16 protein-coding genes are annotated in these 26029 nt (G+C 66.9%); 14 read left to right on the top strand and 2 right to left on the bottom strand.

The window, feature by feature from the left end; genetic code table 11:
• Positions 1-6 precede the first annotated feature (6 nt).
• Positions 7-1188 carry a serine hydrolase domain-containing protein gene (locus M1L61_RS11930; RefSeq protein WP_049481179.1) on the top strand — a complete coding sequence of 394 codons (1182 nt, stop codon included), beginning with the start codon at positions 7-9 and terminating at the stop codon, positions 1186-1188.
• Between the two features lie 106 nt (positions 1189-1294).
• Positions 1295-1507: a hypothetical protein gene (locus M1L61_RS11925; RefSeq protein ID WP_248853494.1), complete on the top strand. Its 213-nt coding sequence runs from the start codon at positions 1295-1297 to the stop codon at positions 1505-1507.
• A gap of 96 nt (positions 1508-1603) precedes the next feature.
• Here the strand turns inward: M1L61_RS11925 and M1L61_RS11920 are convergent, their stop codons facing one another.
• Entirely contained in the window at positions 1604-2164 is a 561-nt protein-coding gene (locus M1L61_RS11920) for a fasciclin domain-containing protein (protein WP_043395883.1), read from the bottom strand.
• 423 nt (positions 2165-2587) lie between these two features.
• On the opposite strand from M1L61_RS11920, the gene M1L61_RS11915 reads away from it, so the two are divergent.
• The 8 genes from M1L61_RS11915 to M1L61_RS11880 all read left to right on the top strand — a co-directional run bounded on the left by M1L61_RS11915 (position 2588) and on the right by M1L61_RS11880 (position 16218).
• Positions 2588-5716 (top strand): TonB-dependent receptor, encoded by a 3129-nt coding sequence (locus M1L61_RS11915; RefSeq protein WP_241883308.1) that lies wholly within the window; start codon positions 2588-2590, stop codon positions 5714-5716.
• A 130-nt stretch (positions 5717-5846) separates the two neighbouring features.
• A complete protein-coding gene (locus M1L61_RS11910) occupies positions 5847-6605 on the top strand; it encodes a SapC family protein (RefSeq protein WP_043395877.1) in 759 nt (252 codons plus the stop codon).
• Between the two features lie 3 nt (positions 6606-6608).
• Positions 6609-7631 (top strand): cupin-like domain-containing protein, encoded by a 1023-nt coding sequence (locus M1L61_RS11905; RefSeq protein WP_019337715.1) that lies wholly within the window; start codon positions 6609-6611, stop codon positions 7629-7631.
• 11 nt (positions 7632-7642) lie between these two features.
• On the top strand, positions 7643-9175 hold the full coding sequence (locus M1L61_RS11900) for a tryptophan halogenase family protein (RefSeq protein ID WP_248853493.1): 1533 nt from the start codon (positions 7643-7645) through the stop codon (positions 9173-9175).
• 162 nt (positions 9176-9337) lie between these two features.
• Positions 9338-10831 (top strand): xylulokinase, encoded by a 1494-nt coding sequence (gene xylB / locus M1L61_RS11895; protein ID WP_197617482.1) that lies wholly within the window; start codon positions 9338-9340, stop codon positions 10829-10831.
• A gap of 43 nt (positions 10832-10874) precedes the next feature.
• The gene (xylA, locus tag M1L61_RS11890; protein ID WP_049409713.1) at positions 10875-12209 is read left to right on the top strand and encodes a xylose isomerase; all 1335 of its coding nucleotides are present in this window, start codon (positions 10875-10877) and stop codon (positions 12207-12209) included.
• A gap of 44 nt (positions 12210-12253) precedes the next feature.
• On the top strand, positions 12254-13663 hold the full coding sequence (locus M1L61_RS11885; RefSeq protein WP_099559335.1) for a sugar porter family MFS transporter: 1410 nt from the start codon (positions 12254-12256) through the stop codon (positions 13661-13663).
• Positions 13660-16218, top strand: coding sequence for an exo 1,3/1,4-beta-D-glucan glucohydrolase (locus tag M1L61_RS11880; protein WP_248853492.1), 2559 nt, complete (start codon positions 13660-13662; stop codon positions 16216-16218). The genes M1L61_RS11885 and M1L61_RS11880 overlap by 4 nt, the downstream gene beginning before the upstream one ends.
• An 8-nt stretch (positions 16219-16226) precedes the next feature.
• Here M1L61_RS11880 and M1L61_RS11875 read toward each other — a convergent pair whose 3' ends face one another.
• Positions 16227-17285: a LacI family DNA-binding transcriptional regulator gene (locus M1L61_RS11875; protein ID WP_019337710.1), complete on the bottom strand. Its 1059-nt coding sequence runs from the start codon at positions 17283-17285 to the stop codon at positions 16227-16229.
• 92 nt (positions 17286-17377) lie between these two features.
• Here M1L61_RS11875 and M1L61_RS11870 point away from each other — a divergent pair, with 92 nt between their 5' ends.
• Genes M1L61_RS11870 through M1L61_RS11855 form a run of 4 tightly spaced genes read left to right on the top strand, consistent with a single transcriptional unit; the run spans position 17378 to position 25975 of the window.
• Entirely contained in the window at positions 17378-19552 is a 2175-nt protein-coding gene (locus M1L61_RS11870; protein ID WP_248853491.1) for an alpha-glucuronidase family glycosyl hydrolase, read from the top strand.
• Positions 19553-19584: 32 nt separating this feature from the next.
• Entirely contained in the window at positions 19585-21537 is a 1953-nt protein-coding gene (locus M1L61_RS11865) for a sialate O-acetylesterase (protein WP_248854779.1), read from the top strand.
• 53 nt (positions 21538-21590) lie between these two features.
• Positions 21591-23285, top strand: a complete 1695-nt coding sequence (locus M1L61_RS11860) for a glycoside hydrolase family 43 protein (RefSeq protein ID WP_010485708.1) — start codon at positions 21591-21593, stop codon at positions 23283-23285.
• On the top strand, positions 23282-25975 hold the full coding sequence (locus M1L61_RS11855) for a glycoside hydrolase family 3 protein (RefSeq protein ID WP_248853490.1): 2694 nt from the start codon (positions 23282-23284) through the stop codon (positions 25973-25975). Before M1L61_RS11860 ends, M1L61_RS11855 begins: the two co-directional genes overlap by 4 nt.
• Positions 25976-26029: the final 54 nt, after the last annotated feature.

Below are 26029 nucleotides of genomic sequence, written 5' to 3'. Positions count from 1 at the left end.
TGCTGGTTGTCCTGCGCCCTGGCCCTGGTGTTCGGCATCGCCGGGCCCACCCAAGCGGCGACGCGTGCCGAAGCCCTTGCCGCGATCGAGCGCAACGCGCGCGCCGCGCATTCCGATGCGGTCCTGGTGATGCACGACCGGGAGACGCTGCTTGAGCTGAAGCCCGCCGCGGGGCAGGAATCGGTTCACCTGATGTCGGCCACCAAGTCGGTCGTCGCGCTGGCCATTGCGTTGCTGCTGGACGAAGGAAAGCTGGCTTCGATCGATACGCCGGTCAGCCAGATCTATCCCGAATGGAAGCAGGGCAGGAAGAGCGCCATTACCGTGCGCATGCTGCTGGACCATACCTCGGGCCTGCAGAACGTGGCGAACGCGGGCGAAGAGCTGGAAGGGGCCCCGGACCTGGTCAGGCTGGCACTGGCCGCCGAGCTGAGCGATGCCCCGGGTACCGTGTTCTCCTACAACAACAAGGCCACCAACCTGCTGCCCGGTATTGTCGAGCGCCTGGCAGGCGAGCCGCTGGATGCCTATGTGGACGCGCGCCTGTTCAAGCCCCTGGGCATTGCCCACTACACCTGGATGAAGGATGAGGCAGGCACCCCGCTGGGCATGGCCGGGCTGTCCCTGCGCGCGGCCGATCTTGCCGCCATCGGGCAACTGTTGCTGGAAGGAGGCGTGGCGCCGGATGGCAAACGTCTCCTGAGTGAGCAGTCGGTCGCGTTGATGACGACCGAAAGCGCCCGTGCGCCAGATGTCGGGCTGCTGTGGTGGCGGGTACCGGCCTGGGAACGCTACCAGCTCAAGCCCCGGCTACAGGATCTGCTGGTGCAAAGGAGGGTGGACGACGACGTGCAGCGCGCACTGCAGGCCAGTGCAGGGCGTGCATTCGAAAGCCGCAGCGCGCTGGTGGCCTTCCTTGCCGATCAGTTGGGCGCGGACTGGTCGCAGCGTTACGGCAGCCAGATCTCCGGGCGAGGGCTGAAGCTTGCCGATCTCTACGACATCACACGTGGGCCGGTCGTCGGCTTCGCCGCCAACGGCTACCTGGGCCAATACATGATGATCATCCCGGAACAGCGTGTCGTCGCAGTGCGCCTGATCCACCGGCGCGAGAGCCACAGCGCTCCACAGGACGACTATCCCTCCTTCTTCACCGATGTCCTGCAGTTGGCGCGGACACTGCAATAGGCCCTGTCGTCATCATGTCCACGCGCGCTGAACATCTTCCTGGAGCGTTCTTCACTGTCGTGCCGCCTAAAGTGGGATGACATCTTGGCCGCACACCTACTGAAGCATGTTTGATTATCAGGACTGGACCTTCCACGCCAATGGCCGAACGGTAGTGACGCGGGTAGCGCTGGACGGTGAAGGTGGCGGCACCATCAACCGCTACCAGCTGGTGCCGGGACCGGCACAGTCGGGGTTGTGCATCAAGGTCGCCTCCCAGGACGAGGCCGCGCAGAAACTGGAGGCCGAAGTGACGAAGCTGCTGGGACCGGTGTGGTAGCCACTGCGCCATGCCGGCCGGGCATCCGCATGCGGACGGCGGAATGACCGGCCCGGGCAACGGGCATCGCGCCGGATGCCCGTTGCATGAGGACGCCTACTTGGGCATCAGCACGGTGTCGACCACGTGGATGACGCCGTTGGACTGGCTGACATCTGCAACGCTGATGCCTGCCTTGCCACCCTCTGCATCGATCACCCAGAGCTTGCCATCGTGGAGCGCCACGGTGAGAGGCTCACCCTGTACGGTCTTCAGGGTGGCCTTGCCGCCGTGCTTGCGGGCATCGGCCAGAAGCTGGGCCGAACTGTAGCTGCCCGGGACGACGTGGTAGGTCAGGATCCGGGTCAACCGTGCCTTGTTTTCCGGCTTCACCAGCGTATCGACAGTGCCTGCAGGCAGTTTTTCGAAGGCCGCATTGGTGGGCGCGAAAACAGTGAAGGGCCCGGTGCCGTTGAGGGTGTCGACCAGGCCGGCTGCTTTGACCGCTGCAACGAGCGTGGTGTGATCCTTGGAATTGACGGCGTTCTCGACGATGGTCCTGGTGGGGTACATTTCTGCCCCGCCCACGATGACGGTGTTGGCGGCGAAAACTGAGGAGCCGGACGAAACGAGTACGGCGAAGCCGACTGCGGCGGCGATGCGCTGAAGAGCGTTCACGGTGCGTTCCTTTCTGGATGACCCGCAAGCGCGGGCATCTTTCCTACGGCGGGCGAGCGTGACCGGATGCAGCAACGGCCGAGTCAGCAGCTGTTTCGCGCGCTGCCGGTTTTGCTGCGCTGCATGGTGACAACGGCGAACCTCGGTGATTACTCTCCGCTGCAACGCGATGGTAGCGCTACCAGTCGGACGGGGATCCAGGGTCCGGGAGGCTGCCTTCTTTGCCGCGTGTTTGTCCTGGCAGGCTTGAAAAGCAAGTGTAAGTCGCGGCGTGCCCGAGCACCCGTGCTGTTCGGTTTGGAATGCGGGCCACGCCCGTGCGTGCCCCTGGGAGGGGGCGGTACATCCATTCGATCGTATGTCAGAGGGGACTTTCATGAGCACCTGCAGTTTCCGTGGCACCCCGGGCCCGAGGTCCGGTTCATGAGCCGCGCGTTGGCGAAGTTCCGGTCCCGGGCCATGTTCACCTTCGTGGGTGGTGCCCTGGTCATCAATCCCGCCTTTGCGCAGGACGCCGCACCGGCGACCGGGCAGCAGCCGCAGAGCCAGTCGCAACCCACCCAGCTTGATGCAGTGCAGGTCACGGGCATACGCAACAGCCTGAGCCAGGCCATGGACATCAAGCGCGACTCGGCGGGCGTGGTCGACGCGATCAGTGCCGAGGACATCGGCAAGTTCCCCGATACCAATCTTGCCGAGTCGTTGCAGCGCATCACCGGCATCTCCATCGAGCGCCGTGACGGCGAGGGCGCGCAGGTGACCGCGCGTGGCTTCGGTCCGCAGTTCAACATGGTCACGCTCAACGGTCGGCAAATGCCGGGCGCGGACGCGTTCGGTGCCTCCGGACAGGTGGCCATCGGCGGTGTCGACGGCGGCACCCGCGCCTTCAATTTCGCGCAACTGGCCGCCGAGGCCATCAATGGCATCGAGGTCTACAAGACCAGCCAGGCACAGGTGCCCAGCGGTGGCATCGGTGCGACGATCAACATCCTGACCTCGCGTCCGCTCGATCACGCCGGCATCGTGGCCAGCGCCGGGGCGAAGCTGGTGTCCGACCAGAGCCAGCCGTTCGACAATGACCTGACACCGGAGCTGTCGGGCATCTTCAGTTACAGCAATCCGGAAAAGACCTTTGGCGTCAGCCTCAGCGCGAGCCAGCAGAAGCGCAAGGGTGGCTCGGTGCAGGCCACGGAGAACTACTGGAACGTGCAGCCGTGGACAGGGTCGATGCCGGGCAACCCGACCGTGGTCAATGCTCCGGCCGTCGGCCAGCTTTACGCGCGGCCCAATGACCTGCGCTACGCGTTCTCCGAATTCGAGCGCGAACGCGTCAACGGCCAGGCCGTGCTGCAGTTCGCGCCGACGGACAGCCTGACCCTGACCGTGGATTACACCTACTCGACCAACGAGATCACCGAGAATCGCGGCGAGCAGGGCATGTGGTTGCAGAACAGCAACTACACCAACGTCGAGTTCGACACCAGTGGCGCCGTCGCGACGCCGGTATACATCCGCGAAATCGCCGGCACCAAGGATTTCGGCCTGGAACAGCAGCGCAGCATGCAGGAGTACAAGCTGGGTTCGCTGGGCTTCAACGCCGTCTGGAATGTCAGCGACCGCTTCAAGCTCAGCTTCGATGCGCACAACTCGAAGAACGAGAGCCGCCCGAATGATCCGCTGACCGGCGGTGGTTCGATCTTCATGAGCATCGCCGGCACCAACAACTGTACCCGTGGCCCGCATTGCGGTGGCTCCTGGGTGCAGGAGCTGAACTTCAACAATGGCCTGCCGGTTGGCACCCAGGTCTGGTATCCCAGCACCGCCGATGCGGTCGCCGGGACCAATGGCGTGGTCAATCCGGGCTTCCAGGAAGGCGAGGTTGGCACGCAGGTGCTGCGCGTCAACGCGCAGACCCAGATCAGCGAGATCAAGCAGGCGCGCGTCGATGGCGAATGGAACTTCGACCACGGCCGCTTCCAGTTCGGCGTGGACACCAACAAGTCCACCACCCACCGCATCCAGGCCGCCGAGGCCTACTCCACCCTGGGCGACTGGGGCGTGGCCAACGTGGACCGGGATACCGCCGCGGGCCTGATGGACCTGCTTCAACCGGTCAGCATCGTCGGCTTGTTCGACGACTACAGTGCAAACAGCTGGCCGGCCTGGCGCGGCAATGCCGGGCAGCTCGCGCAATGGGCGTCGCGCGAGTACGGCGTTGGCCTGGGTGTGAACCCGCAACGCGCGGCCGACAATTTCGTGGAAGAGAAGACCAAGGCGGCGTACTTCCAGGTAGAGCTGGACGGGGAACTGGGGGGCATGCGCACCAACACGCGCCTGGGCGTGCGCTATGAAACCACCGACGTGGTGTCGACCTCGGTCATTGCCGTTCCCGAGTCCATCGAGTGGCAGGCCAACAACGATTTCCGCATCGTGCTGTCCGATGAGCAGCAGCCCTTCACGGAAAAGGCGCGGTACAGCTACATCCTGCCCAACCTTGATTTCAGCATCGACCTCACCGAGGAACTGAAGGGCCGTGTGTCGTTCGGCAAAAGCATCGCCCGCGCGCCGTACGGCAATCTCTATGCAGGACCCGGGGCCCAGCAACCGTTCGGCTCGGTGCTGATCGATCCCTCGTCGCGCGCCAGCGGCAATTCCCAGAACCCGAGCCTGAAGCCGCTGGAATCGGACAACCTCGACCTGGGGCTGGAGTGGTACTTCGCCGATGCCAGCTATGTGTCATTGACCTACTGGAACAAGTCGGTCAGCAACTTCATCGGCAACACCGTCGTCCAGGAAAGCCTGTACGGCCTCACCGACCCGACCTCCGGGCCGGATGCGCGGGCGGCGTTGGACTTCCTGACCAGCGGCGCCTGCGTCGCCCAGGTCGGGCCGGCCAACGCAGCCGCCTGCTCGGCCAACGACACCTCGCTGTTCACCGCACTGGCGTTGCTGCGCAACAATCCTGCCGGCCTGGGCGCCTACAACGGAACCGATGCGCAGGTCCTAGCCACCGAAGCGGCCTACGATCTGTATGGGCAGGCCAACGATCCGCTGTACCAGTTCAACGTCAATCGCCCGATCAACCAGAACAAGTCCAAGCTGCACGGCTGGGAGCTGGGCGGGCAGTACTTCTTCGGTGACACCGGGTTCGGCGTACTGGCCAACTACACGGTGGTGAAAGGTGATGTCGGCTACAACAACGGCGGCGATCCGGGTATCGACCAGTTCTCGCTCACCGGCCTGAGCGACACCGCCAACGCCATGCTGATGTACGAGAAGTACGGGTGGTCGGTGCGACTGGCATGGAACTGGCGCGATCAGTACCTGATCCTGGCCAACCAGGGCTCCAGCCGCAATCCGTACTATGTGGAGCCGTACGAGCAGTGGGATCTCAGCGTCAACTACGCGCTCGATGACCACTGGTCCTTCAGCCTGGAGGCGATCAACCTGACCGGTGAGGATGTGCGGTGGCGCTCGCGCACGTCGCAGATGATCGTCAAGCTGGCAGACCAGAGCCCGCGCTACATGCTGGGCGTCCGCTACAAGTTCTGAGCCTGGTTGCCGATGCGTCCGGCACGGCACCGCTGCCCGCCAGCGGTGCCGTGCCGGGACGGTGTCGCCGCACCTGTCGCGCCTGCGCTACCCTGCTGTCCAGCCACCCCGCGCTGGACTGGATATCCTGATGGCCCGCTATGAAATGCTCAACAACATCGCGCATCGGGACCTGAAGGTCGCCACCGGCTTCGGGCCGCAGTTCGGCGATGCGGTGGGCATGGTGCCGGCCTATCCCAGCGAGTTCGCTGAACTGCAGCGTGAGTATCCGATCTTCCTGCGAAGGGAAACCGGGACGGAAGCGTGGCAGTCCGTGGCCCTGCTGGGTTTCGAACAACACGAGAACCTGTTCCTGCAGGACGGGCGCTGGAATGCCTCCTACCTGCCTGGCGCGGCCGCCAAAGGGCCGTTCCTGATCGGGTTCCAGGAGCACTACGTGGATGGCGTGCTCACCCAGGATGCGGTGATGCACGTGGACCTGGACCATCCGCGCGTCACCGCCGGCGCCGGTGAGCCGGTGTTCCTGCCGCAGGGCGGCAACACGCCCTACCTGGACCACATCGCCGGCGTGCTGCGCGGCATCCACGAGGGGAGTGCCTTCGCGGCCAATATGTTCACGATGCTTGACGACTGCGGGCTCATCCAGCCGGTGACGCTTGATGTGCAGCTCGCGCCGCATCACCGCGTGGGCGTGAGCGGATTGCACGGCATTGACCGCGAGCGCCTGGCGGCGCTGGACAGTTCACGCCTGGCTGCGTTGAACCGCGCCGGTTACCTGGAAGGTGCGTACCTGATGCTTGCCTCGCTGCATAACATGCGCCGCCTGATCGCCGAGAAGCAGCGCCGTCTCCGCGTCCAGGACGGCACCACGCAGGCGGTCAGGAACTGACCGGTGCAAGCCAGCCTGCCGATGCGGATCCTGGAAGGCATCGATCCTGCCGCGTTGCCATTGGCTGACCTGGTGGACGCCGGTGAGCCGGTCGTACTGCGCGGCATCGCCAGCGGTTGGCCACTGGTCCAGGCCGGACTGGGCGGCGTGCACGACGCGATGGTGTACCTGTGCAGCGTCGATGCGGGTGCGCCCATCCAGTACTCGTTCGGCGGCCCCGAGATCGCAGGCCGCCCGTTCTACAGCGCGGACTTCACCCGGCTGAACTTCGAAGTGCGGCGTGGCCTGCTGGCCCAGGTGCTGGAAGAGATCGCCACGACGCTGCATGCGCCGCGGCCGCCAACCTATTACGTGGCCTCGCTGCCGATCGAGCGGGCCCTGCTGCCGGCATTCGCGCAGGCCAACGACGCCGGGCTGGCGAAGCAGGGCATCGACGCCACCGCCAGCATCTGGATCGGCAACCGGGTGACGGCCTCGTGCCATTTCGACACACCCGACAACCTCGCCTGCTGCGCGGTGGGGCAGCGCGAGTTCACGCTGTTCCCGCCCGCCCAGATCGACAACCTCTATCCGGGTCCGCTCGATCCCACGCCGGGTGGACAGGTGGTCAGCGTGGTGGACTTCGAACACCCCGACTTCGGTCGGCATCCACGCTTCCGCGACGCGCTGGCGCATGCACGCAGGGCGGTGCTTGGGCCGGGCGATGCGATCTTCATTCCCAGCATGTGGTGGCACCATGTACGCAGCCTGGAACCGTTCAACGTGCTGGTGAACTACTGGTGGCGAAGCTCGCCGGCCTGGCTGGGGGCGCCTCTGGCGGCGCTACAGCACGCGATGTGGTCCGTGCGCGACCTGCCAGCGCGTGAGAAGCAGGCCTGGGAAGGGCTCTTCCGATACTACGTATTCGGCCCCGGCGAGCGCGCCGGGCAGCACCTGCCTGACACGGCGCGCGGGGATCTGGCACCGTTCGACGAGCAGCGCGCCCGCCGCATGCGCGCGATGCTGCTGGGCAGGCTCAACCGTTGAGAGAGGGCACCGTGTTGGATACCGAGAGCACGCCTGCAGGGCGCATCCGTAAAGTGGTCATTGCCGGTGGCGGTACAGCGGGATGGCTGGCCGGCTGCGCGCTGGCGCATCAGTTCCGTGACCAACTGCAGATCACGCTGGTCGAGTCCGAGCAGATCGGCACGGTCGGCGTCGGTGAGTCCACCGTGCCGCCGATCCGCACCTTCCATCGCTTCCTGCAGATCGACGAGCAGGAGTTCCTGCGCGCGGTGGCCGGTACCTTCAAGCTGTCGATCTCGTTCGAGAACTGGCGGCTGCCGGGGGATCGATTCTTCCATCCGTTCGGCACCATCGGCCATGGCACCTGGGCGGCTCCCTTCCATCACTTCTGGCTGGACAGCCTGCGCCGCGGCATGCCCTCGGACCTGGGCGACTTCTGCCTGGAGAGCATCGCCTCGCATGGCGACCGCTTCTCGCTGCACACCCAGCCGCAGGCCAGCTATGCATATCATTTCGATGCCAGCCTGTATGCGCGGTTCCTGCGCCACAGGGCCGAGGCCCACGGCCTGCGCCGGATCGAAGGCAGGATCGCCCTGGTCAGGCAGCACGCACACGACGGCTCGGTGCAGGCGCTGGTGCTGGACGACGGCCAGGTGATCGAGGGCGATCTGTTCATCGACTGCACCGGGTTCCGTGGCCTGCTGATCGAGCAGGCGCTGGGCACCGGCTACGAGGACTGGCACGAATGGCTTCCGTGCGATCGGGCCGTGGCGGTGCAGACCGAAGCGGTGGCGCCGCCGGTTCCCTATACCCGCGCGATCGCCCACGAAGCGGGGTGGCGCTGGCACATCGCGCTGCAGCACCGCGTTGGCTGCGGGCTGGTGTATGACAGCCGCTACCTGTCCGATGACGAGGCCGCAGCGAAGCTGCTGCGCGATGCCGGGGCCCCACCTTTGCGCGATCCATGGAAGGTGCCGTTCCGCAGCGGGCGCCGGCTGAAGGCCTGGAACGGGAACGTGGTGTCGCTCGGGCTGGCCAGCGGTTTCATCGAGCCACTGGAGTCGACCAGCATCCATCTGACGATCAGCGCGGTGGTGCGCCTGATCCAGTTGTTCCCGTTCGACGGCATCCGTGCGTCGCTGGTGAAGCTGTACAACGATGTCAGCCGCCAGGAAATGGAGCACGTGCGCGACTTCATCATCCTGCACTATCACGCAACGCAGCGCACCGAACCGATGTGGAAGGCGTGTCGCGAAATGCGCGTGCCCGAATCGCTGCAGCAGCGGCTGCAGGCGTGGCGCGAGCGCGCACACGCCTGGCAGGACCCCGGCGAGCTGTTCCGCGTGGAATCGTGGACCAGCGTGCTGCTCGGGCAGGGCATCGCGCCCGGTCCTGCCCACCCGCTGGCGCGGGCAGTGAGCGACGCCGATCTGCGCACCCTGTTGAAGGGCATCCAGCAGCCGGTGCAGCAGGCCGCCGCGCAGATGCCGACGCAGGCGGAGTTCATCGCGCAGTACTGCAGGTCCGGCGTTGACGTGTGGCGTTCGACGGCAGCAAACGCGTAGCAGGGTTTTGCGTTGCAGCACGCTTTTTCCGCTGCAGCTGGTTACAGTGCGGCAACACCGGTGGCGATGACGCGAGCGGTGGCAAGGAGGGGCTGAACATCACGCCCCTTTTTTGAGTCCACGGAATGTTAGCGCTACCTTTTTTGAATGGAGGCGGTTTCGATGGGTCTGGTTGCAGGAATCGATGCAGGGACGCAGAGCCTGAAGGTGCTGGTCTATGACCCGCGGAAGCAGGCGGTTGTGGCCTCGGCCAGCGCGCCGCTCGCGCTGGACAGCGGCACCGACGGCAGCCGTGAACAGGCGCCTGCCGACTGGGTGTCGGCCCTGCGCGACTGCTTTGCCCGGATCGATCCCTCGCTGCGCGCTCGCATCGTCGCGCTGGCGGTATCGGGCCAGCAGCATGGGTTCGTGCCGGTTGATGATGCTGGTGAAGTACTGGCGCCGGCCAAGCTGTGGTGCGACACCAGCACCTCGGCCGAGTGCATCCAGATCATGGACGCCGTGGGCGGGTTGCAACGGACCATCGCGTTGGCGGGCAACCCGATCCTGGCCGGCTACACAGCGTCCAAGCTGCCCTGGACCCGGATCCACCGTACCGACGCCTACGCGCGGATGGCGACCATCCTGCTGCCACACGACTACCTGAACTTCGTGCTGACCGGGCAGCGGTTCTGCGAGCTTGGCGATGCGTCTGGAACCGGTTGGCTGGACGTGCGCACACGCACCTGGTCGCAGCAGCTGCTGCGCGCAACCGACCCTGATCGTGATCTTGCCGCCTGCCTGCCGCCCATCGCATCACCCGATGCGCTGTTCGATATCGCGCCTGCTGCGGCAGCCGCGCTGGGGCTGCCGACGGCGGTGAAGGTGGCCGTTGGCGGCGGCGACAACATGATGGCGGCGATCGGCACCGGCTGCGTCACGGAAGGTCGGCTGGCGATGAGCCTGGGAACCTCCGGAACGCTGTTTGCCTACTCCGGATCGCCGGTGATCGATACCGACGGCGCCTGGGCAGCGTTCTGCTCGTCGACGGGGGGCTGGCTCCCGCTGATCTGCACCATGAACTGCACCGTGGCGACCGAACAGGTGGCCCGTGCCTTCGGCTTCAGCACTCGCGACGGCGATGCGCACCTGCGCGCGACGCCACCGGGAGCAGGCGGGCTGGTGATGCTGCCGTTCCTCAATGGCGAACGTACCCCTGACCTGCCGCTGGGCAAGGGCGTGCTGGCTGGCCTGGACACCGCCAATTTCACCCCGGCGCATGTGTACCGCGCCGCCATGGAGGGCGCGACCTACAGCCTGAAGTATGGCTACGACGCCTTTGTCCGCGCAGGCATGCAGTTCGATCGCATCGTGCTCACCGGCGGTGGCAGCAACAGCGCTGCCTGGCGTCAGCTGGTGGCTGATGTGTTCGGCCTGCCGGTGGACGTCCCGGTGCAGGCCGAAGGTGCGGCATTTGGAGCGGCGCTACAGGCGTTGTGGGCGTTCGCCAGGGCGCAGGGAGACGCCACCTCGATCAGCGACATCACCGCGCGCCACGTCACCGTCGATCCCGCGCTGTCCGCACGGCCGGATCCGGACCGCAGCGAAGCCTATGCACGGGCCTACGCACGCTTCCTCAGCCATCTTGATGCCATCACGCCGCTGCAGCACGGCTGATGGCTCCTCCACGACACCCCGTACAACGACAGGAGCACGCACCATGAGCACGCAGCCCTTCATCGGCGCCAAGGAGTACTTCCCCGGCGTCGGCCGCATTCCGTTCGAGGGCAAGGGCTCGGACAATCCGCTTGCCTTCAAGGTCTACGATGCCAACCGGGTCATCGGCGGCAAGACCATGCAGGAGCATCTGCGCTTCGCCGTGTGCTACTGGCACACCTTCTGCAATGCCGGGCACGATCCGTTCGGCCCGGGCACCCGGCAGTTCCCGTGGGAGGCATCGTCGCCGCTGGCCACGGCCGAGGCAAAGGTGGACGCCGCGTTCGAGTTCTTCACGAAGCTGGGCGTGCCGTACTGGTGCTTCCACGACATCGACCTGGCGCCGGATGCCGATGACATCGGCCAGTACCAGAAGAACCTCGCGCACATGGTGGGCCTGGCCAAGGCGCGCCAGGAGGCCACCGGCGTCAAGCTGCTGTGGGGCACGGCCAACCTGTTCTCGCACCCGCGCTACATGAACGGCGCATCGACCAATCCCGACTTCGCGGTAGTCGCGCGTGCAGCCGTGCAGGTCAAGGCTGCACTGGAAGCGACGGTCGAGCTGGGCGGTGAGCATTACGTGTTCTGGGGCGGACGCGAGGGCTATGCGTCGCTGGCCAATACCCAGATGAAGCGCGAGATCGAGCACTTCGCACGCTTCCTGACCATGGCCCGCGACTACGGCCGCAGCATTGGCCTGAAGGGCAACTTCCTGATCGAGCCCAAGCCGATGGAGCCGATGAAGCACCAATACGACTTCGACAGTGCCACGGTGGTGGGTTTCCTGAAGGAGCATGGGCTGGACAAGGACTTCAAGCTCAACATCGAGGCCAACCACGCCACATTGTCCGGGCACACCTTCGAGCACGATCTGCAGGTCGCGTCCGATCACGGCCTGCTGGGCAGCATCGACGCCAACCGCGGCAACGCGCAGAACGGCTGGGACACCGACCAGTTCCCCAGTGATCTGTACGACACCGTCGGCGCGATGCTGGTCGTGCTGCGCCAGGGTGGGCTGGAGGGCGGGTTGAACTTCGATGCGAAGGTGCGCCGCGAGTCGACCGACCTGGAGGATCTGTTCATTGCCCACATTGGCGGCATGGACGCGTTCGCACGCGGCCTGGAGGTTGCCCATGCACTGCTGACCGAGTCGCCCTGGGAGCAATGGCGCAAGGAGCGCTACGCAAGTTTCGACAGCGGTGCCGGCCAGGATTTCGAGCGTGGCACGCTCAGCCTGCCGGACCTGGCGGCACTGGCCTCCCGGCTCGGCGAACCGCGCCAGGCCAGCGGCAAGCAGGAGCGTTACGAAAACCTGCTCAACCAATACCTGCTGCGCTGAGCGCGGCAGGCGAAGGGCGCAACGGTGCACTCAAGGGGACGGGGATGAACCAGGCAGCAGGCAGCGGTGAAAACACACCACTGATCGTACTGATCAGCGTGGTAGCGACGATTGGCGGTTTTCTGTTCGGCTTCGACAGCGGTGTGATCAATGGCACCCAGGATGGCCTGCACCAGGCGTTCCGGTCCGGCGAATGGATGCAGGGGTTCGAGATCGCGTCGATGCTGCTGGGCTGTGCGGTGGGCGCGTTCAGTGCTGGACGGCTGGCCGACCGCCTCGGTCGTCGCAACGTGCTGATCCTTTCGGCAGTGATGTTCCTGCTGTCGGCGCTCGGTGCCGGGGCGGCGGTCTCGTCAGGCTGGTTCATTGCGGCGCGGGTGGTGGGCGGATTCGCGGTAGGCGCGGCCAGCGTGATCTCGCCGGCCTACATTGCCGAGGTCGCTCCGGCCCGCTATCGCGGCCGCCTGGCGACGGTGCAGCAGATCGCCATCATCACCGGGCTTACCGCTGCCTTCCTGTCCAACTACCTGCTGGCGGCTGCAGCGGGCGCGTCGACCGAACCGCTGTGGGGTGGGCAGGCCGCCTGGCGCTGGATGTTCTGGATGCAGGCCGCGCCATCGCTGCTGTTCCTGCTGCTGTTGCTGACCATTCCTGAGAGCCCGCGCTACCTGGTGGTGAAGCGGCGCAAGGACGATGCACTACGGGTGCTGACCCGGCTGCTGGGCAGCGACAAGGCCCGCGCCACGCTCGAGGAGATCGATGCCTCGTTGTCCAACGACCATCATCGCCCTCGACTGTCCGACCTGAAGAGCCGGGCGACCGGGCGGATCCGCCCGATTGTCTGGGTCGGCGTCGGGCTGGCCTGCTTCCAGCAGCTGGTCGGCATCAACGTGGTGTTCTATTACGGCGCCGTGCTGTGGCAGGCGGTCGGCTTTTCCGAAAACGACGCGCTGCTGATCAACGTGCTGTCCGGCGCGCTGAGCATCGGTGCCTGCGTGGTCACGGTGCTGCTGATTGACCGGATCGGCCGCAAGCCCCTGCTGTGGTTCGGCTCGGCAGGGATGTCGCTGTCGCTTGCACTGGTGGTGGTGGCCTTTGCCAGCGGTTCGCTGGCGGACGGGCACCTGCAGCTGCCCGGTCGCATGGGCACGCTGGCGCTGGTGGCGGCCAATGCCTACGTCGTGTTCTTCAATCTGTCCTGGGGGCCGGTGATGTGGGTGATGCTGGGCGAGATGTTCCCGAACCAGATCCGCGGTTCGGCACTGGCGGTCGCTGGCGCAGCGCAATGGACCTCCAACTTCGTGGTCACGGTGACGTTCCCGATGCTGCTGGCCGCGGCAGGGCTGGCAGCGACCTACGGCATCTACCTGGTGGCTGCCGTGATCTCGGTGATTTTCGTGGTCCGGCATGTGCACGAGACCAAGGGCAAGGAACTGGAGCAGATGGAAGGATGAGCGCCATGACATCGCAGGCCTTGGTAATCCGCAGCGGCGCGTTGGTCGCCGCACTGATGCTGGGATTGCTCGGCTGCCGCGGCCAGGACCGGGCTGCCGCCGCCGCAGCTACCGACAATGATCCCTGGCCGAAGGTCGCCTGGCCGCTGGCCGCGGATCCGGCACTGGAGAAGCGCATCACCGACCTGATGGCCGGCATGACGGTGGAGGAAAAGGTCGGCCAGCTGGTGCAGGGCGACATCGCCAGCGTCACCCCCGACGACGTGCGCCGCTACCGCCTCGGCTCGATCCTGGCCGGAGGCAACTCCGATCCCGGCGGCCGCTATGACGCCTCGCCGGCCGAATGGCTGGCGCTGGCCGACGCGTTCTACGACGCCTCCATGGATACGTCCAAAGGCGGCAAGCCCATCCCTCTGCTGTTCGGCATCGATGCCGTGCACGGGCAGAGCAACATCATGGGTGCCACGTTGTTCCCGCACAACATCGGGCTGGGCGCCACGCGCAATCCGGAGCTACTGCGGCAGATCGGTGGCATCACCGCGCTGGAGACCCGCGTCACCGGCATGGAGTGGACGTTCGCGCCGACCGTTGCGGTACCCCAGGATGATCGCTGGGGCCGAACCTACGAGGGCTACTCGGAATCGCCCGAGGTGGTGGCCAGCTACGCGGGCGCCATGGTGGAGGGATTGCAGGGCAGGGTGGGAACACCGGAGTTCCTCGATGGCCGCCATGTAATCGCCTCGGTGAAGCACTTCCTGGGCGATGGGGGCACCACTGACGGCAAGGACCAGGGCGACACCCGTATCAGCGAGTCAGATCTGGTGCGCATCCACGTGGCCGGATACCCGCCGGCAATCGCCGCCGGCGCGCAGACCGCAATGGCGTCGTTCAACAGCGTCAACGGTGAAAAGATGCATGGGCACCGGCATTACCTCACCGATGTGCTCAAGGGCCGCATGAACTTCGGTGGCTTCGTGGTGGGTGACTGGAATGGTCATGGACAGGTCAAGGGCTGCACCACCACAGACTGCCCGGCCACCATCATCGCGGGCCTGGACATGGCGATGGCTTCGGACAGCTGGAAGGGCTTCTACGAGACGACGCTGGCTGCGGTCAAGGACGGCCGGATCACGACGCAGCGGCTGGACGATGCAGTGCGCCGGATCCTGCGGGTCAAGTTCCGCCTTGGGCTGTTCGAGGCCGGCAGGCCATCCACGCGGGCCGTCGGCGGGCAGTTCGCACGGATCGGCGCGCCGGCACATCGCGCGGTCGCCCGGCAGGCCGTGCGCGAATCGCTGGTCCTGTTGAAAAACCAGGACCACGTCCTGCCGCTGTCTCCGAAGCAGCGGATCCTCGTGGCCGGCGACGGTGCCAACGATGTCGGCAAGCAGGCGGGCGGCTGGACGCTCAACTGGCAGGGCACCGGCACCACCCGCAAGGACTTCCCCAATGCGGACACGATCTATGAGGGCATCGCGCGCCAGGCCAGCGCGGCGGGTGGTGAAGCCTTGCTTGCCGTTGACGGTCGCTATGCAGTGAAGCCCGATGTGGCGGTGGTGGTGTTTGGCGAAGACCCCTATGCCGAGTTCCAGGGAGACCGGCCGACGCTGGCGTACAAGCCCGGCAACGAAACGGACCTGGCGCTGCTCAAGCGGCTCAAGGCCGAAGGCATACCGGTTGTTGCGGTTTTCCTGAGCGGGCGGCCGCTCTGGGTGAACCGGGAAATCAATGCCGCCGATGCCTTCGTGGCTGCATGGCTGCCGGGCTCGGAAGGCGCCGGCATTGCCGATGTACTGCTGCGCGGAAGCGATGGCCGCGTGCAGCACGATTTCAAGGGCAAGCTCAGTTTCAGCTGGCCGCGCACCGCCACCCAGTACGCCAACAACGTTGGCCAGAAGGACTACGATCCGTTGTTTGCGTTCGGCTTCGGCCTGACCTACGCCGACAACGGCGACCTGGCCGCGCTGCCGGAGGCATCGGGCGTGACTGGCAACGAGGGCGCGACCGGCGTCTACTTCGCGCGTGGTGACGCAGGCCCTGGCATGGCGCTGCGACTCGAGGATGCCGCTGGCCAGGGCCTGACCGTGACCCGCGTACCGGACGCATTGCCAGATGACCGGCTGAAGATCACCGGCGTGGATCATCTGGCGCAGGAGGATGGGCGACGCCTGGCCTGGTCGGGCAAGGGCGAGGCCGTCGCTGCACTGCAGTCGCACACGGCGGTGGACCTGCAGCGCGAATCCAACGGCGACCTGATGCTGCTGACCACGCTGCGGGTCGACGCTGCGCCGCAGGTTGAGGTGTGGCTGTCGGTCGGTTGCGGCGCGGGCTGCTCGGCACGCATCGCCATCGGGTCGTCGCTGGCGGCGCTTCCACAAGGCCAGTGGAAGCGTGTTGGCGTGCCGCTGAAGTGCCTGGCCAAGGCGGGCGCCAAGCTGGACGCGATCGACCGGCCGTGGTCGGTGGTGACGGGCGATGCGATGACGATCTCCGTGTCACGCGTCGCGCTGGGTGCGCTGAACGAAGCCGAGGTCACCCTAGGATGCGGAGCATGATGCCTGCGCTACCGCCGCCGGGGTGGCGCGGCGACCGAATCGCGTGCGATCAGCCGATGCGGCATCACATGATCGCGCAGCACCGTTGCGTCCGCCGCCGGACGGCGGATGGTGCGCAGCAGGATGTCGACGGCCGCGTTGGCCATCGAGGCGATGGGCTGGTGGATCGTGGTCAGTTCCGGCCACACGGTGGTGGCGGCCGAGGTGTCATCGAAACCCACGACCGACAGGTCGCGCGGCACTTCCAGCCCGCGCCGATGCGCCACCGAGATGGCGGCGGCGCCCATGTCGTCGTTGCTGGCGAAAATCGCGGTCGGTGGCCGGCGCTGGGACAGCAGCTTCTCGGCCGCAGCCAGGCCGGACCGGTAGGTGTAGTCACCGTGCTGGACCAGGCCGGGGTCCACCGCCAGCCCGGCCTCGCGCAGGGCGGTGACGAACCCGTCGTAGCGGAGCGCACTTGCGCTCAGGTCATCGCGCCCACGGATGAAGCCGATGCGGGTGTGTCCCTGCCGGAGCAGGTGATCGGTCATTTCCCTGCCCGCACTGAAATCGTCGATGCGGACGCAGGACAGGGCCTCGCTCAGGCGCCCCGATGCGATGGCCACCACCGGAATGCCAGCCTTGACCAGTTCGCTTACGGCGGCCTGCGATTCGCACAGGGGCGGCGGCAGGATCACCCCGTCGACGCGTCCGGCGAGCGCGCGCGCCGCCCTGCGTTCGGATTCGGCATCCAGGTTGTCCCAGTAGTCGATGACCAGCTGGATGGCGGAACTGGAGGCGACGCGCAGCAGGCCCACCAGCAGTTCACGCAGGTAGGCGCCGCTGGGGTTGGTGTAGATCAGCGCAATGCGCGTGTGCTGTGCGGCGGCCAGCGAACTGGCGGCAAGATTGGGCGTATAGCCCAGCTCACGCACGGCGCGCAGCACGCGCTCGCGGGTGACGTCGCGCACCTTGCCCTGGTTGATCACCCGCGACACGGTCATCGGCGAAACGCCGGCAAGGGCCGCAACCTCGTCGATCGTCACGCCTGCGGTTCTGCGGCGAACCGATTTCTTCGGCTTGTCCAATGCACGATCCCTTTGTTCTTGGTGGCGCTGCCGCGCGGGTGCGAAGGACGATGATGCGCTGTCCCGGGCCCGGACGTAGTCTACAAAGGCGCATGTTAACGCCGTTGTTGCGCGCTGTCGGCACGCAGCTGTGGGCCCTGCTCGTGCTGCTGGCCTGTGTTGGCGGAGCACGGGCGGAGGATGGCTATGCGCTGTGGATGCGCTACCAGCCGGTTGCCGCAACGGTCGCTGCCGATTACCGGCGGCAACTGGCCGAAGTGGTGGCCCCGGATTGCACGCCGATGCAGCGCGCTACCCGCGACGAGCTTGCGCGCAGCCTTTCTGGATTGCTGGGAACGGCCCCGCCAATGCGAACGGCAATCACTACTGACCATGCCCTGGTGCTGGGTACGCCGCAGTCTTCGGCGCTGGTTGCCGCGTTCGGCAACGAGATCGCCACGTTGGGCGACGAGGGCTTCCTGATCCGGCAGGTCCGGACCGGGGGGCGCGATGTGCTGCTGGTGGCGGCACGCCAGGATGTCGGCGTGCTGTACGGCACCTTCCATCTGCTGCGCCTGCTGCAGCGTGGCACGTCGCTGCGGGGGCTGGAGGTGCGTGAGTCGCCTCGGGTCGCACTGCGTCTGCTCAACCATTGGGACAACCTGGATCGTTACGTCGAGCGTGGCTATGCAGGCAGCTCGCTCTGGGACTGGCAGACGTTGCCGCAGTGGCGTGACCCGCGCTACACCGACTACGCCCGTGCCAACGCCTCGCTCGGCATCAACGGCACCGTCCTCAACAACGTCAATGCCAGTGCGATGAGCCTGTCGCCGGCCTATCTGGCCAAGGCCGCCGCGCTGGCCGACCTGTTCCGCCCCTATGGCATCCGGGTCTACCTGAGCGCGCGCTTCAGTGCACCCATCGAACTCGGCGGCCTGGCAACGGCTGATCCCCTGGATCCGGCTGTGCGGCGCTGGTGGCGCGACAAGGTCGATGAGATCCATGCGCGCATTCCGGATTTTGGCGGCTTCCTGGTCAAGGCGAACTCCGAAGGGCAACCCGGCCCGCAGGATTACGGTCGTTCCCATGCCGACGGCGCCAACCTGCTGGCCGACGCGCTGGCGCCCTACAACGGTGTGGTGATGTGGCGGGCCTTCGTGTATTCGCACGAGGTTCCCGAAGATCGCGCCAAGCAGGCATACAGCGAGTTTGTCGGGCTGGACGGCGCCTTCCGCCCCAACGTGATCGTGCAGGTGAAGAACGGCCCCATCGACTTCCAGCCGCGCGAGCCGTTCCACCCCTTGTTTGGCGCGATGCCGCGCACGCCGCTGATGATGGAGCTGCAGATCACCAAGGAGTACCTGGGTTTTGCGACGCACCTGGTGTACCTGGGAACGCTCTACGAGGAAGTGCTGCAGGCCGACACCCATGCACGCGGCGAAGGCTCCACGGTCTCCCGCGTGGTCGATGGCTCGCTGGAGGGGCATGCGCTGACCGGTATCGCCGGCGTCGCCAACATCGGCGTGGACCGCACCTGGAGTGGCTCGCACTTCGATCAGGCCAACTGGTACGCCTTCGGCCGACTGGCCTGGAACCCGCAGGAATCCGCGCGCGCGATTGCCGAAGACTGGGCAGCGCTGACCTTCTCGCCCGACCCGCAGGTGACCGGCCCGATCGTGCGGATGATGATGGACTCGCGCGAGGCGGTGGTGGATTACATGACGCCGCTGGGCCTGCATCACCTGATGGCACGCGGCCATCACTACGGCCCCGGCCCCTGGGTGGACGGCGGCCCGCGTGCGGACTGGACGTCGGTGTACTACCACCGCGCAGATAGCAAGGGCATCGGCTTTGACCGCAGCGCCAGCGGAAGCAACGCCGTGGGCCAGTACGCGTCGCAGGTGGCCGAGGTCTATGGCGACCCCGAGCGGGTGCCCGAGTCGCTGCTGCTGTGGTTCCATCATGTGCCGTGGGATCACCGCATGCGCTCGGGCAGGACGCTCTGGGACGAACTGGTCGGGCGCTATTCGCGCGGCGTGCGCCAGGTGCAGTCGATGCAGGCGACCTGGGCCGGCCTGAGCGACCGGATCGATCCGCAGCGGCATCGGCACGTCGCGGCGTTCCTGCAGATCCAGCACAACGAAGCGCAATGGTGGCGTGACGCCAGCGTGGCGTACTTCCAGTCGCTCAGTGGCCGGCCACTGCCCGCCGGCGAGCGGCCGCCGCCGCATCCGTTGTCGTACTACCAGGCCTTGCAGTTTCCGTTCGCACCGGGGGATGGCCGATGAGCAGGTTCGGAGCGGTCGGGTGTGCGCTGTTGATGATGGCTGCGGCAGTAGTGGCGATGCCGGCCGCGGCGCGGGAAACGACGGGACTGCTGCATCCCCTGTTCAAGGATCACGCGGTCCTGCAGCGCGACCGGCCCATTGCGGTCTGGGGGCACGCAGGCCCCGGGCAGCCGGTTTCCGTGACGTTTGCGGGGCAGGCGGTGAGCAGCCGGGCGGACGCCGCAGGCCGCTGGCAGGCGATGCTGTCCCCGGTCGCCGCTGGCGGTCCCTACACGCTGGAGGTAAACGACGGAACGCGCCGGCAGACGGCGCGCGATGTGCTGATGGGCGACGTGTGGTTGTGCTCGGGCCAGTCGAACATGGAGCTGCCGGTGTGGCGCTCGCTCAACGCTGCCAGCGAGATCGCCTCGGCCACGATGCCACGGATCCGGCTGTTCACCGTGCCGCAGGAGGGGGCCGCGCAGGCACAGGAGAGCTTCAAGGGCGACCCTGCATGGACAACGGCAACCCCCGACAGGGTGCGCGACTTCTCCGCAGCCTGTTTCTATTTCGCGCGCGAGCTGCAGCGCACGGCTGCCGTGCCGATGGGCTTGATCCAGGCGGCGTGGGGCGGGTCCCGGATCGAGGCGTGGACCAGCCCGGGCGCGCTGCGCGGGCAGGGCGGCATGGACGAGCCCCTGGACATCCTTGCTCAGTCTGCCCACGACCCGCAGCAGGCACATGCACGCTGGGGTCGCTACTGGCAGCACTGGTGGGCCACACGCGAGGGCGCACTGTCAGGTGACGCACCATGGCGGACGGATGCCGATGACCGCGGATGGTCGCGCGCACCGGCCACACTGGGCGCATGGGAGCGGTGGAACGAGCCCGCACTTGCCGACTACAACGGCATGGTCTGGTATCGCACGCAGGTGATGCTGAGCGCTGAACAGGCTGCACGCGGCGCGACCCTGGAGCTGGCATCGGCTGACGAGGTGGACGTGACCTGGGTGAACGGGGTCGCCGTCGGCAGCCAGTACGGCGCCGGCGAGAGGCGCTACCCGTTGCCACATGGCCTGCTGAAGGCAGGATCCAACAGCATTGCGGTCAACGTGCTGGACACCTACGGCGAAGGCGGCCTGGCCGGTCCTTCAACGGCACACCGCCTGCAGTTCGATACCGGCGAGCGGGTGCCACTGCAGGGGCCGTGGATGTATCGGGTTGCGCCGGGCCAACAGGCGCCGCCGTTTGCCCCGTGGCAGGCCGCCACCGGGCTGTCGACGCTGTACAACGGAATGATCGCACCGCTCGGGGGCTTCGGTCTGCGCGGCATGCTCTGGTATCAAGGTGAATCGAACACCGGCGATGGTGCGGCCTATGCAGTGCGGTTGCGTGCGCTGCGCGAGGACTGGCGGCGGCAGTTCGGTGCGCGCACGCCACTGCTGCTGGTACAACTGGCCGGCTACGGCCAGCCGCCGGCTGCGCCCGCCGACAGCGGCTGGGCGCAGGTGCGTGAGGCGCAGCGGCGCGTCGCGGCCGAGGATGCGCAGAGCGGTCTTGCCATTGCCATCGACATCGGCGACGCCTACGACATCCATCCGCCGAACAAGCAGGAGCTCGGGCGCCGCCTGGCGCGCGTGGCGCGCCATGTGGTGTACGGCGAGCAGGGCATGGCACCGTCGGGCCCGCGAGCGGTCGCCGCCGTGCGGACGCCCACGGGCGTCGCCATTGCGTTCGAGGATGTCGAAGGCGCGCTCACCGCGACCGGCGCACTGCGTCCGATCGGCTTTGAACTGTGCGAGGCCAGGGGCCATACGCGCCACTGCGAGTACGCCGATGCCGGACTGGATGCGCGCCGGATCCTGCTGCGCGGCCCGCTGTCCACGCGCGCAACGCATGTGCGCTACTGCTGGGCCGATGGCCCGGTGTGCACGCTGCGCGACCGCAGCGGGGCGCCGGCCGGCCCGTTCGAACTTCCCATTGCCGAAGCCGAGGCCCGACGATGATGACGTTGTCCAAGCAGTCCCCTCTGGCCCGCGACAGGGCCGGCCTGAGGTCGATGGCGCGCCACCTGCTGGGGGCGTTGTTCCTGCTGTCGGCCGCAACCACCCGGGCCAGCGCGCCGCCGGATGCTCCCCCGGTGTACTTCGACTGGTTCGAGTACCGCGGCAATGACCAGGCGTTTGAAGTGCCGCTGCCGGCCGGCCACTACCGCAATCCTGTCCTGGCCGGCTTCCATGCCGATCCCAGCGTCGTGCGCGCGAACGGCCGGTTCTACCTGGTCAATTCCAGCTTCACCTACTTCCCTGGCATTCCGGTGTTCGAAAGTGCCGACCTGGTGCACTGGAAGCAGATCGGCAATGTGATTGACCGCCCCACGCAACTGGATTTCGACGGCCTGAGCGTCTCGCGCGGCATCTTCGCGCCGACCATCGAGTACCACGACGGTACCTTCTACGTCGTCACCACCGCCACCGACAGTGGTGGCAACTTCATCGCCACCGCACGCGATCCGGCCGGTCCGTGGTCCGATCCGCACTGGCTGCCCGGTATCGATGGCATCGACCCGTCACTGTTCTTCGACGATGACGGCAAGGTATACCTGGTCAACAACGATGCACCGCCCGGCCCGCCGCGCTACGACGGGCACCGCGCCATCTGGATGCAGCAGATCGATCTGGCGGCATTCAGGCCGGTCGGGCCGCGCCGGGTGCTGGTTGATGGAGGCGTGGAGCCGGCGAAGAATCCCATCTGGATCGAGGGACCGCACATCTACAAGCGGGAGGGCTGGTATTACCTGTCCGACGCTGAAGGAGGTACCGGGCCGCAGCATTCGCAGGTGGTGCTGCGCAGCCGCACGGTGTGGGGCCCCTACGTTCCCTATACGGGCAATCCGATCCTGACCCAGCGAGAACTGCCGGACGACCGTCCACTTCCGATCACCAATGCCGGCCATGCCGACCTGGTCGAAGGCCCGGATGGCTCGTGGTGGGCGGTGTTCCTGGCCAGCCGCAACTACCAGAAGCGGCACTACAACACCGGGCGCGAGACCTACCTGTTGCCGGTACGCTGGCAGGATGGCTGGCCGCAGATCCTGCCGGTTGACCAGGCCATTCCCTACGTGGCCAAGGCCCCCGCGTGGATGCAGGGCGAGGCATCCCAGGCCCCTTCGACCGGCAATTTCGTAGCGCGCGACAATTTCGATGGCCCGACGCTTGATCCACAGTGGCTGCGCGTGCGGGTGCCCAGGCATGCCTGGGCCGACCTGGCCACGCGCCCCGGCATGCTGGCCGTGCACCCGCTCGCCGAGGATCTGGACACGCTGCGCAATCCGGCATTTCTCGGCCGGCGCCAGCAGCATCTGCGCTTCGAGGCGAGCACCGCGATGACCCCGCCAGCTTCCGGAGTCGCCGCCGGCCTGGCGGCGTTCCAGAGCGAGGCGTACTGGTACTTCCTTGGCGTTCGTGACCTTGGCGGGGGGCGCCTCTCGCTCTTCCTCGAAGCGCGCGACGGTGGCCGCAGCACGCGGACGCTGGCCAGCCGTGAAGTACCGGTGCCTGCAGCACTGCGCCTGAAGATTGCCGGCAACGAGGGCGACTATGCGTTCTCGTTCGACACCGGCGATGGGCAGGGCTGGCAACTGCTCGCAGGCGGGGTGGACGGCACCGTTCTGAGTACGGACCGGGCAGGCGGCTTCGTGGGCGCACTGCTGGGTCCTTTCGCGCGCGACGAGCGCACCGGGAGAAGCAAATGAGGCTGTCGATTTCGTCCAAGGCCCGCCGCCGTACCTTGCGCGGTGGGGCCGCCCTGTTCGTACTGACCTGCGTGGCGGCTGCCGCGTCCGCGGCCGCGCCACGGCCCTGGCTGGACGTTTCGGCAAGCTTCGAGCAACGGGCCATCGCACTCGTCGCGCAGATGACCCTGGAAGAGAAGGCCGCGCAGATGCAGAACGCCGCGCCGGCGATCGAACGCCTGGGGGTACCCGCCTACGACTGGTGGAACGAGGGACTGCACGGCGTCGCACGGGCAGGGCAGGCCACGGTGTTTCCGCAGGCGATCGGCCTGGCCGCGACCTTCGATGTACCGTTGATGGGGCAGGTGGCCGCGACCATCAGCGACGAGGCCCGCGCAAAGCACCACCAGTTCCTCCGCGAAGGCTCGCACGGGCGTTACCAGGGGCTGACCTTCTGGTCGCCGAACGTCAACATCTTCCGCGACCCGCGCTGGGGCCGCGGACAGGAAACCTATGGCGAGGACCCGTACCTCACCGCGCGCATGGGCGTGGCCTTCGTACGTGGCCTGCAGGGCGACGACCCCGTCTACCGCAAGCTGGACGCCACCGCCAAGCATCTGGCCGTGCACAGCGGACCGGAGGCCGACCGCCATCACTTCGATGCACGGCCCAGCCGGCGCGACCTGTATGACACCTACCTTCCGGCGTTCGAGGCGCTGGTGAAGGAGGGCGACGTCGATGCGGTCATGGGCGCCTACAACCGCGTGTACGGGGAGTCCGCCAGTGCCAGCCGTTTCCTGCTGCGCGATGTGCTTCGACGCGACTGGGGCTTCAAGGGCTACGTGGTCTCGGACTGCTGGGCCATCGTCGATATCTGGAAGCACCACCGTATCGTCACCACGCGCGAAGCCGCTGCGGCGCTGGCGGTGAGGAACGGCACCGAGCTGGAATGCGGCCAGGAGTACGCCACATTGCCCTCGGCCGTGCGCCAGGGGCTGATCAGCGAGGCGGAGATCGACGATGCAGTGACCCGCCTGTTCACCGCACGGATGCGCCTGGGCATGTTCGACCCACCGGAGCGGGTGCGCTGGGCGCGTATTCCCGCCTCGGTGAACCAGGCGCCGGCCGATGATGCGCTCGCGCTCAAGGCTGCGCAGGCATCGCTGGTGCTGCTGAAGAACGACGGCATCCTGCCACTGTCGCGCAACACCAAGCGCATTGCCGTGGTTGGACCCACCGCCGACGACACCATGGCGCTGCTCGGCAACTACTTCGGCACACCGGCCGCGCCGGTGACGATCCTGCAGGGCATACGCGAGGCGGCCAAGGGCGTTGAAGTGCGTTATGCCCGCGGCGTCGACCTCGTGGAAGGCCGTGACGATCCCGGCGCCACACCGCTGATCGAGCCGACCTACCTGCGGCCCTCGGCGGACTCGCCCGAGCGCGGCCTGCGCGGTGAGTACTTCCGCACGCCCGACCTGTCCGGCACTCCGGCCCTGGTGCGTACCGACGCGCAGATCGGCTTCCGCTGGGACCGCGGCTCGCCGACCGACAACCTGCTGGCACGCGGCGAAGCGGCACCGGGGCAGGGGATTCCCAACGACCGCTTCAGCATCCGCTGGAGTGGCCAACTGCTGCCACCCATGTCCGGCCGTTACCGGCTGGAGGTGGCCGGCGATGATGGCTACCGCCTGTATCTGGACGGCAAGCGTGTGATCGATCATTGGGTGAATACTGATCGCCTGCGTGCCGAGGGCGTCGAACTGGACCTGCAGGCCGGGCGTGCCTATGCGCTGACACTGGAGTACTACGACGACCAGCGCGATGCGGGCCTGCGCCTTGGGTGGCGCATGCCCGGCGCCAAGGCGCCCTTCGACGAAGCGCTGGATGCAGCACGCGATGCCGATGTGGTGGTGTTCGTCGGTGGCCTCACCGGCGATGTCGAAGGCGAAGAGATGACGGTCAACTACCCGGGCTTTGCCGGTGGCGACCGTACCGACCTGCGGCTGCCCGCGCCGCAGCGCACCCTGCTGGAGGCCCTGCACGGCACCGGCAAGCCGGTGGTGATGGTGCTCACCGGTGGCTCGGCCATCGCCGTGGACTGGGCGCAGGCGCATCTGCCGGCGATCCTGATGAGCTGGTATCCGGGGCAACGCGGCGGCACCGCTGTCGGCCAGGCGCTGTTCGGCGACGTCAATCCCTCCGGCCGTTTGCCGGTCACGTTCTACAAGGCCGGCGAAGCGATGCCGGCATTCGACGACTACGCCATGGAGGGCCGCACCTATCGCTACTTCCGCGGCACGCCGCTGTATCCGTTCGGTCACGGTCTGTCGTATACGCGGTTCGACTATGGAACGCTCCGCCTCGATGCAGACAGCCTCCGCGCCGATGGCCGCCTGGGCGTGGCAGTGGATGTCGCCAACACGGGCACGCGCAGCGGTGACGAAGTGGTACAGCTGTACGTGCGGCGCGAGCACGCCGGCAGCGGCGATGCCGTGCAGGAACTGCGTGGCTTCCAGCGCGTCCAGCTGGCCCCGGGCGAACGCCGCACGGTGACGTTCACCCTGGAGGCGGCGCAGGCCCTGCGCCACTATGACGAGGCGCGTGCGGCGTACGCGGTGCAGCCCGGTGCCTACGAGGTCAGGGTGGGGGCGTCCAGTGCCGATATACGTGCGCAGGGCAGGTTCACCGTGGTGCCCGCGCATGACTGATCGCCCCCGCCGGCATCGATTCCCCTTCGACCAGATCCCTTTTCCAGGATGTCC

The sequence above is a fragment of the Stenotrophomonas sp. NY11291 genome (assembly GCF_023277365.1).
In the GTDB taxonomy this organism is placed as follows: Bacteria; Pseudomonadota; Gammaproteobacteria; order Xanthomonadales; family Xanthomonadaceae; genus Stenotrophomonas; species Stenotrophomonas geniculata.
The sequence above is the reverse complement of the archived record's forward strand: the minus strand, read 5'-3'. Positions and strand labels throughout refer to the sequence as shown.

Excerpts from the sequence above, each read along its gene's own strand:
- M1L61_RS11925 (WP_248853494.1), top strand. The coding sequence starts at position 1,295 with ATGTTTGATTATCAGGACTGGACCTTCCACGCCAATGGCCGAACGGTA.
- M1L61_RS11915 (WP_241883308.1), top strand. The coding sequence starts at position 2,588 with ATGAGCCGCGCGTTGGCGAAGTTCCGGTCCCGGGCCATGTTCACCTTC.
- M1L61_RS11910 (WP_043395877.1), top strand. The coding sequence starts at position 5,847 with ATGGCCCGCTATGAAATGCTCAACAACATCGCGCATCGGGACCTGAAG.
- xylB (WP_197617482.1), top strand. The coding sequence starts at position 9,338 with ATGGGTCTGGTTGCAGGAATCGATGCAGGGACGCAGAGCCTGAAGGTG.
- xylA (WP_049409713.1), top strand. The coding sequence starts at position 10,875 with ATGAGCACGCAGCCCTTCATCGGCGCCAAGGAGTACTTCCCCGGCGTC.
- M1L61_RS11885 (WP_099559335.1), top strand. The coding sequence starts at position 12,254 with ATGAACCAGGCAGCAGGCAGCGGTGAAAACACACCACTGATCGTACTG.
- M1L61_RS11880 (WP_248853492.1), top strand. The coding sequence starts at position 13,660 with ATGAGCGCCATGACATCGCAGGCCTTGGTAATCCGCAGCGGCGCGTTG.
- M1L61_RS11870 (WP_248853491.1), top strand. The coding sequence starts at position 17,378 with ATGTTAACGCCGTTGTTGCGCGCTGTCGGCACGCAGCTGTGGGCCCTG.
- M1L61_RS11865 (WP_248854779.1), top strand. The coding sequence starts at position 19,585 with ATGATGGCTGCGGCAGTAGTGGCGATGCCGGCCGCGGCGCGGGAAACG.
- M1L61_RS11860 (WP_010485708.1), top strand. The coding sequence starts at position 21,591 with ATGGCGCGCCACCTGCTGGGGGCGTTGTTCCTGCTGTCGGCCGCAACC.
- M1L61_RS11855 (WP_248853490.1), top strand. The coding sequence starts at position 23,282 with ATGAGGCTGTCGATTTCGTCCAAGGCCCGCCGCCGTACCTTGCGCGGT.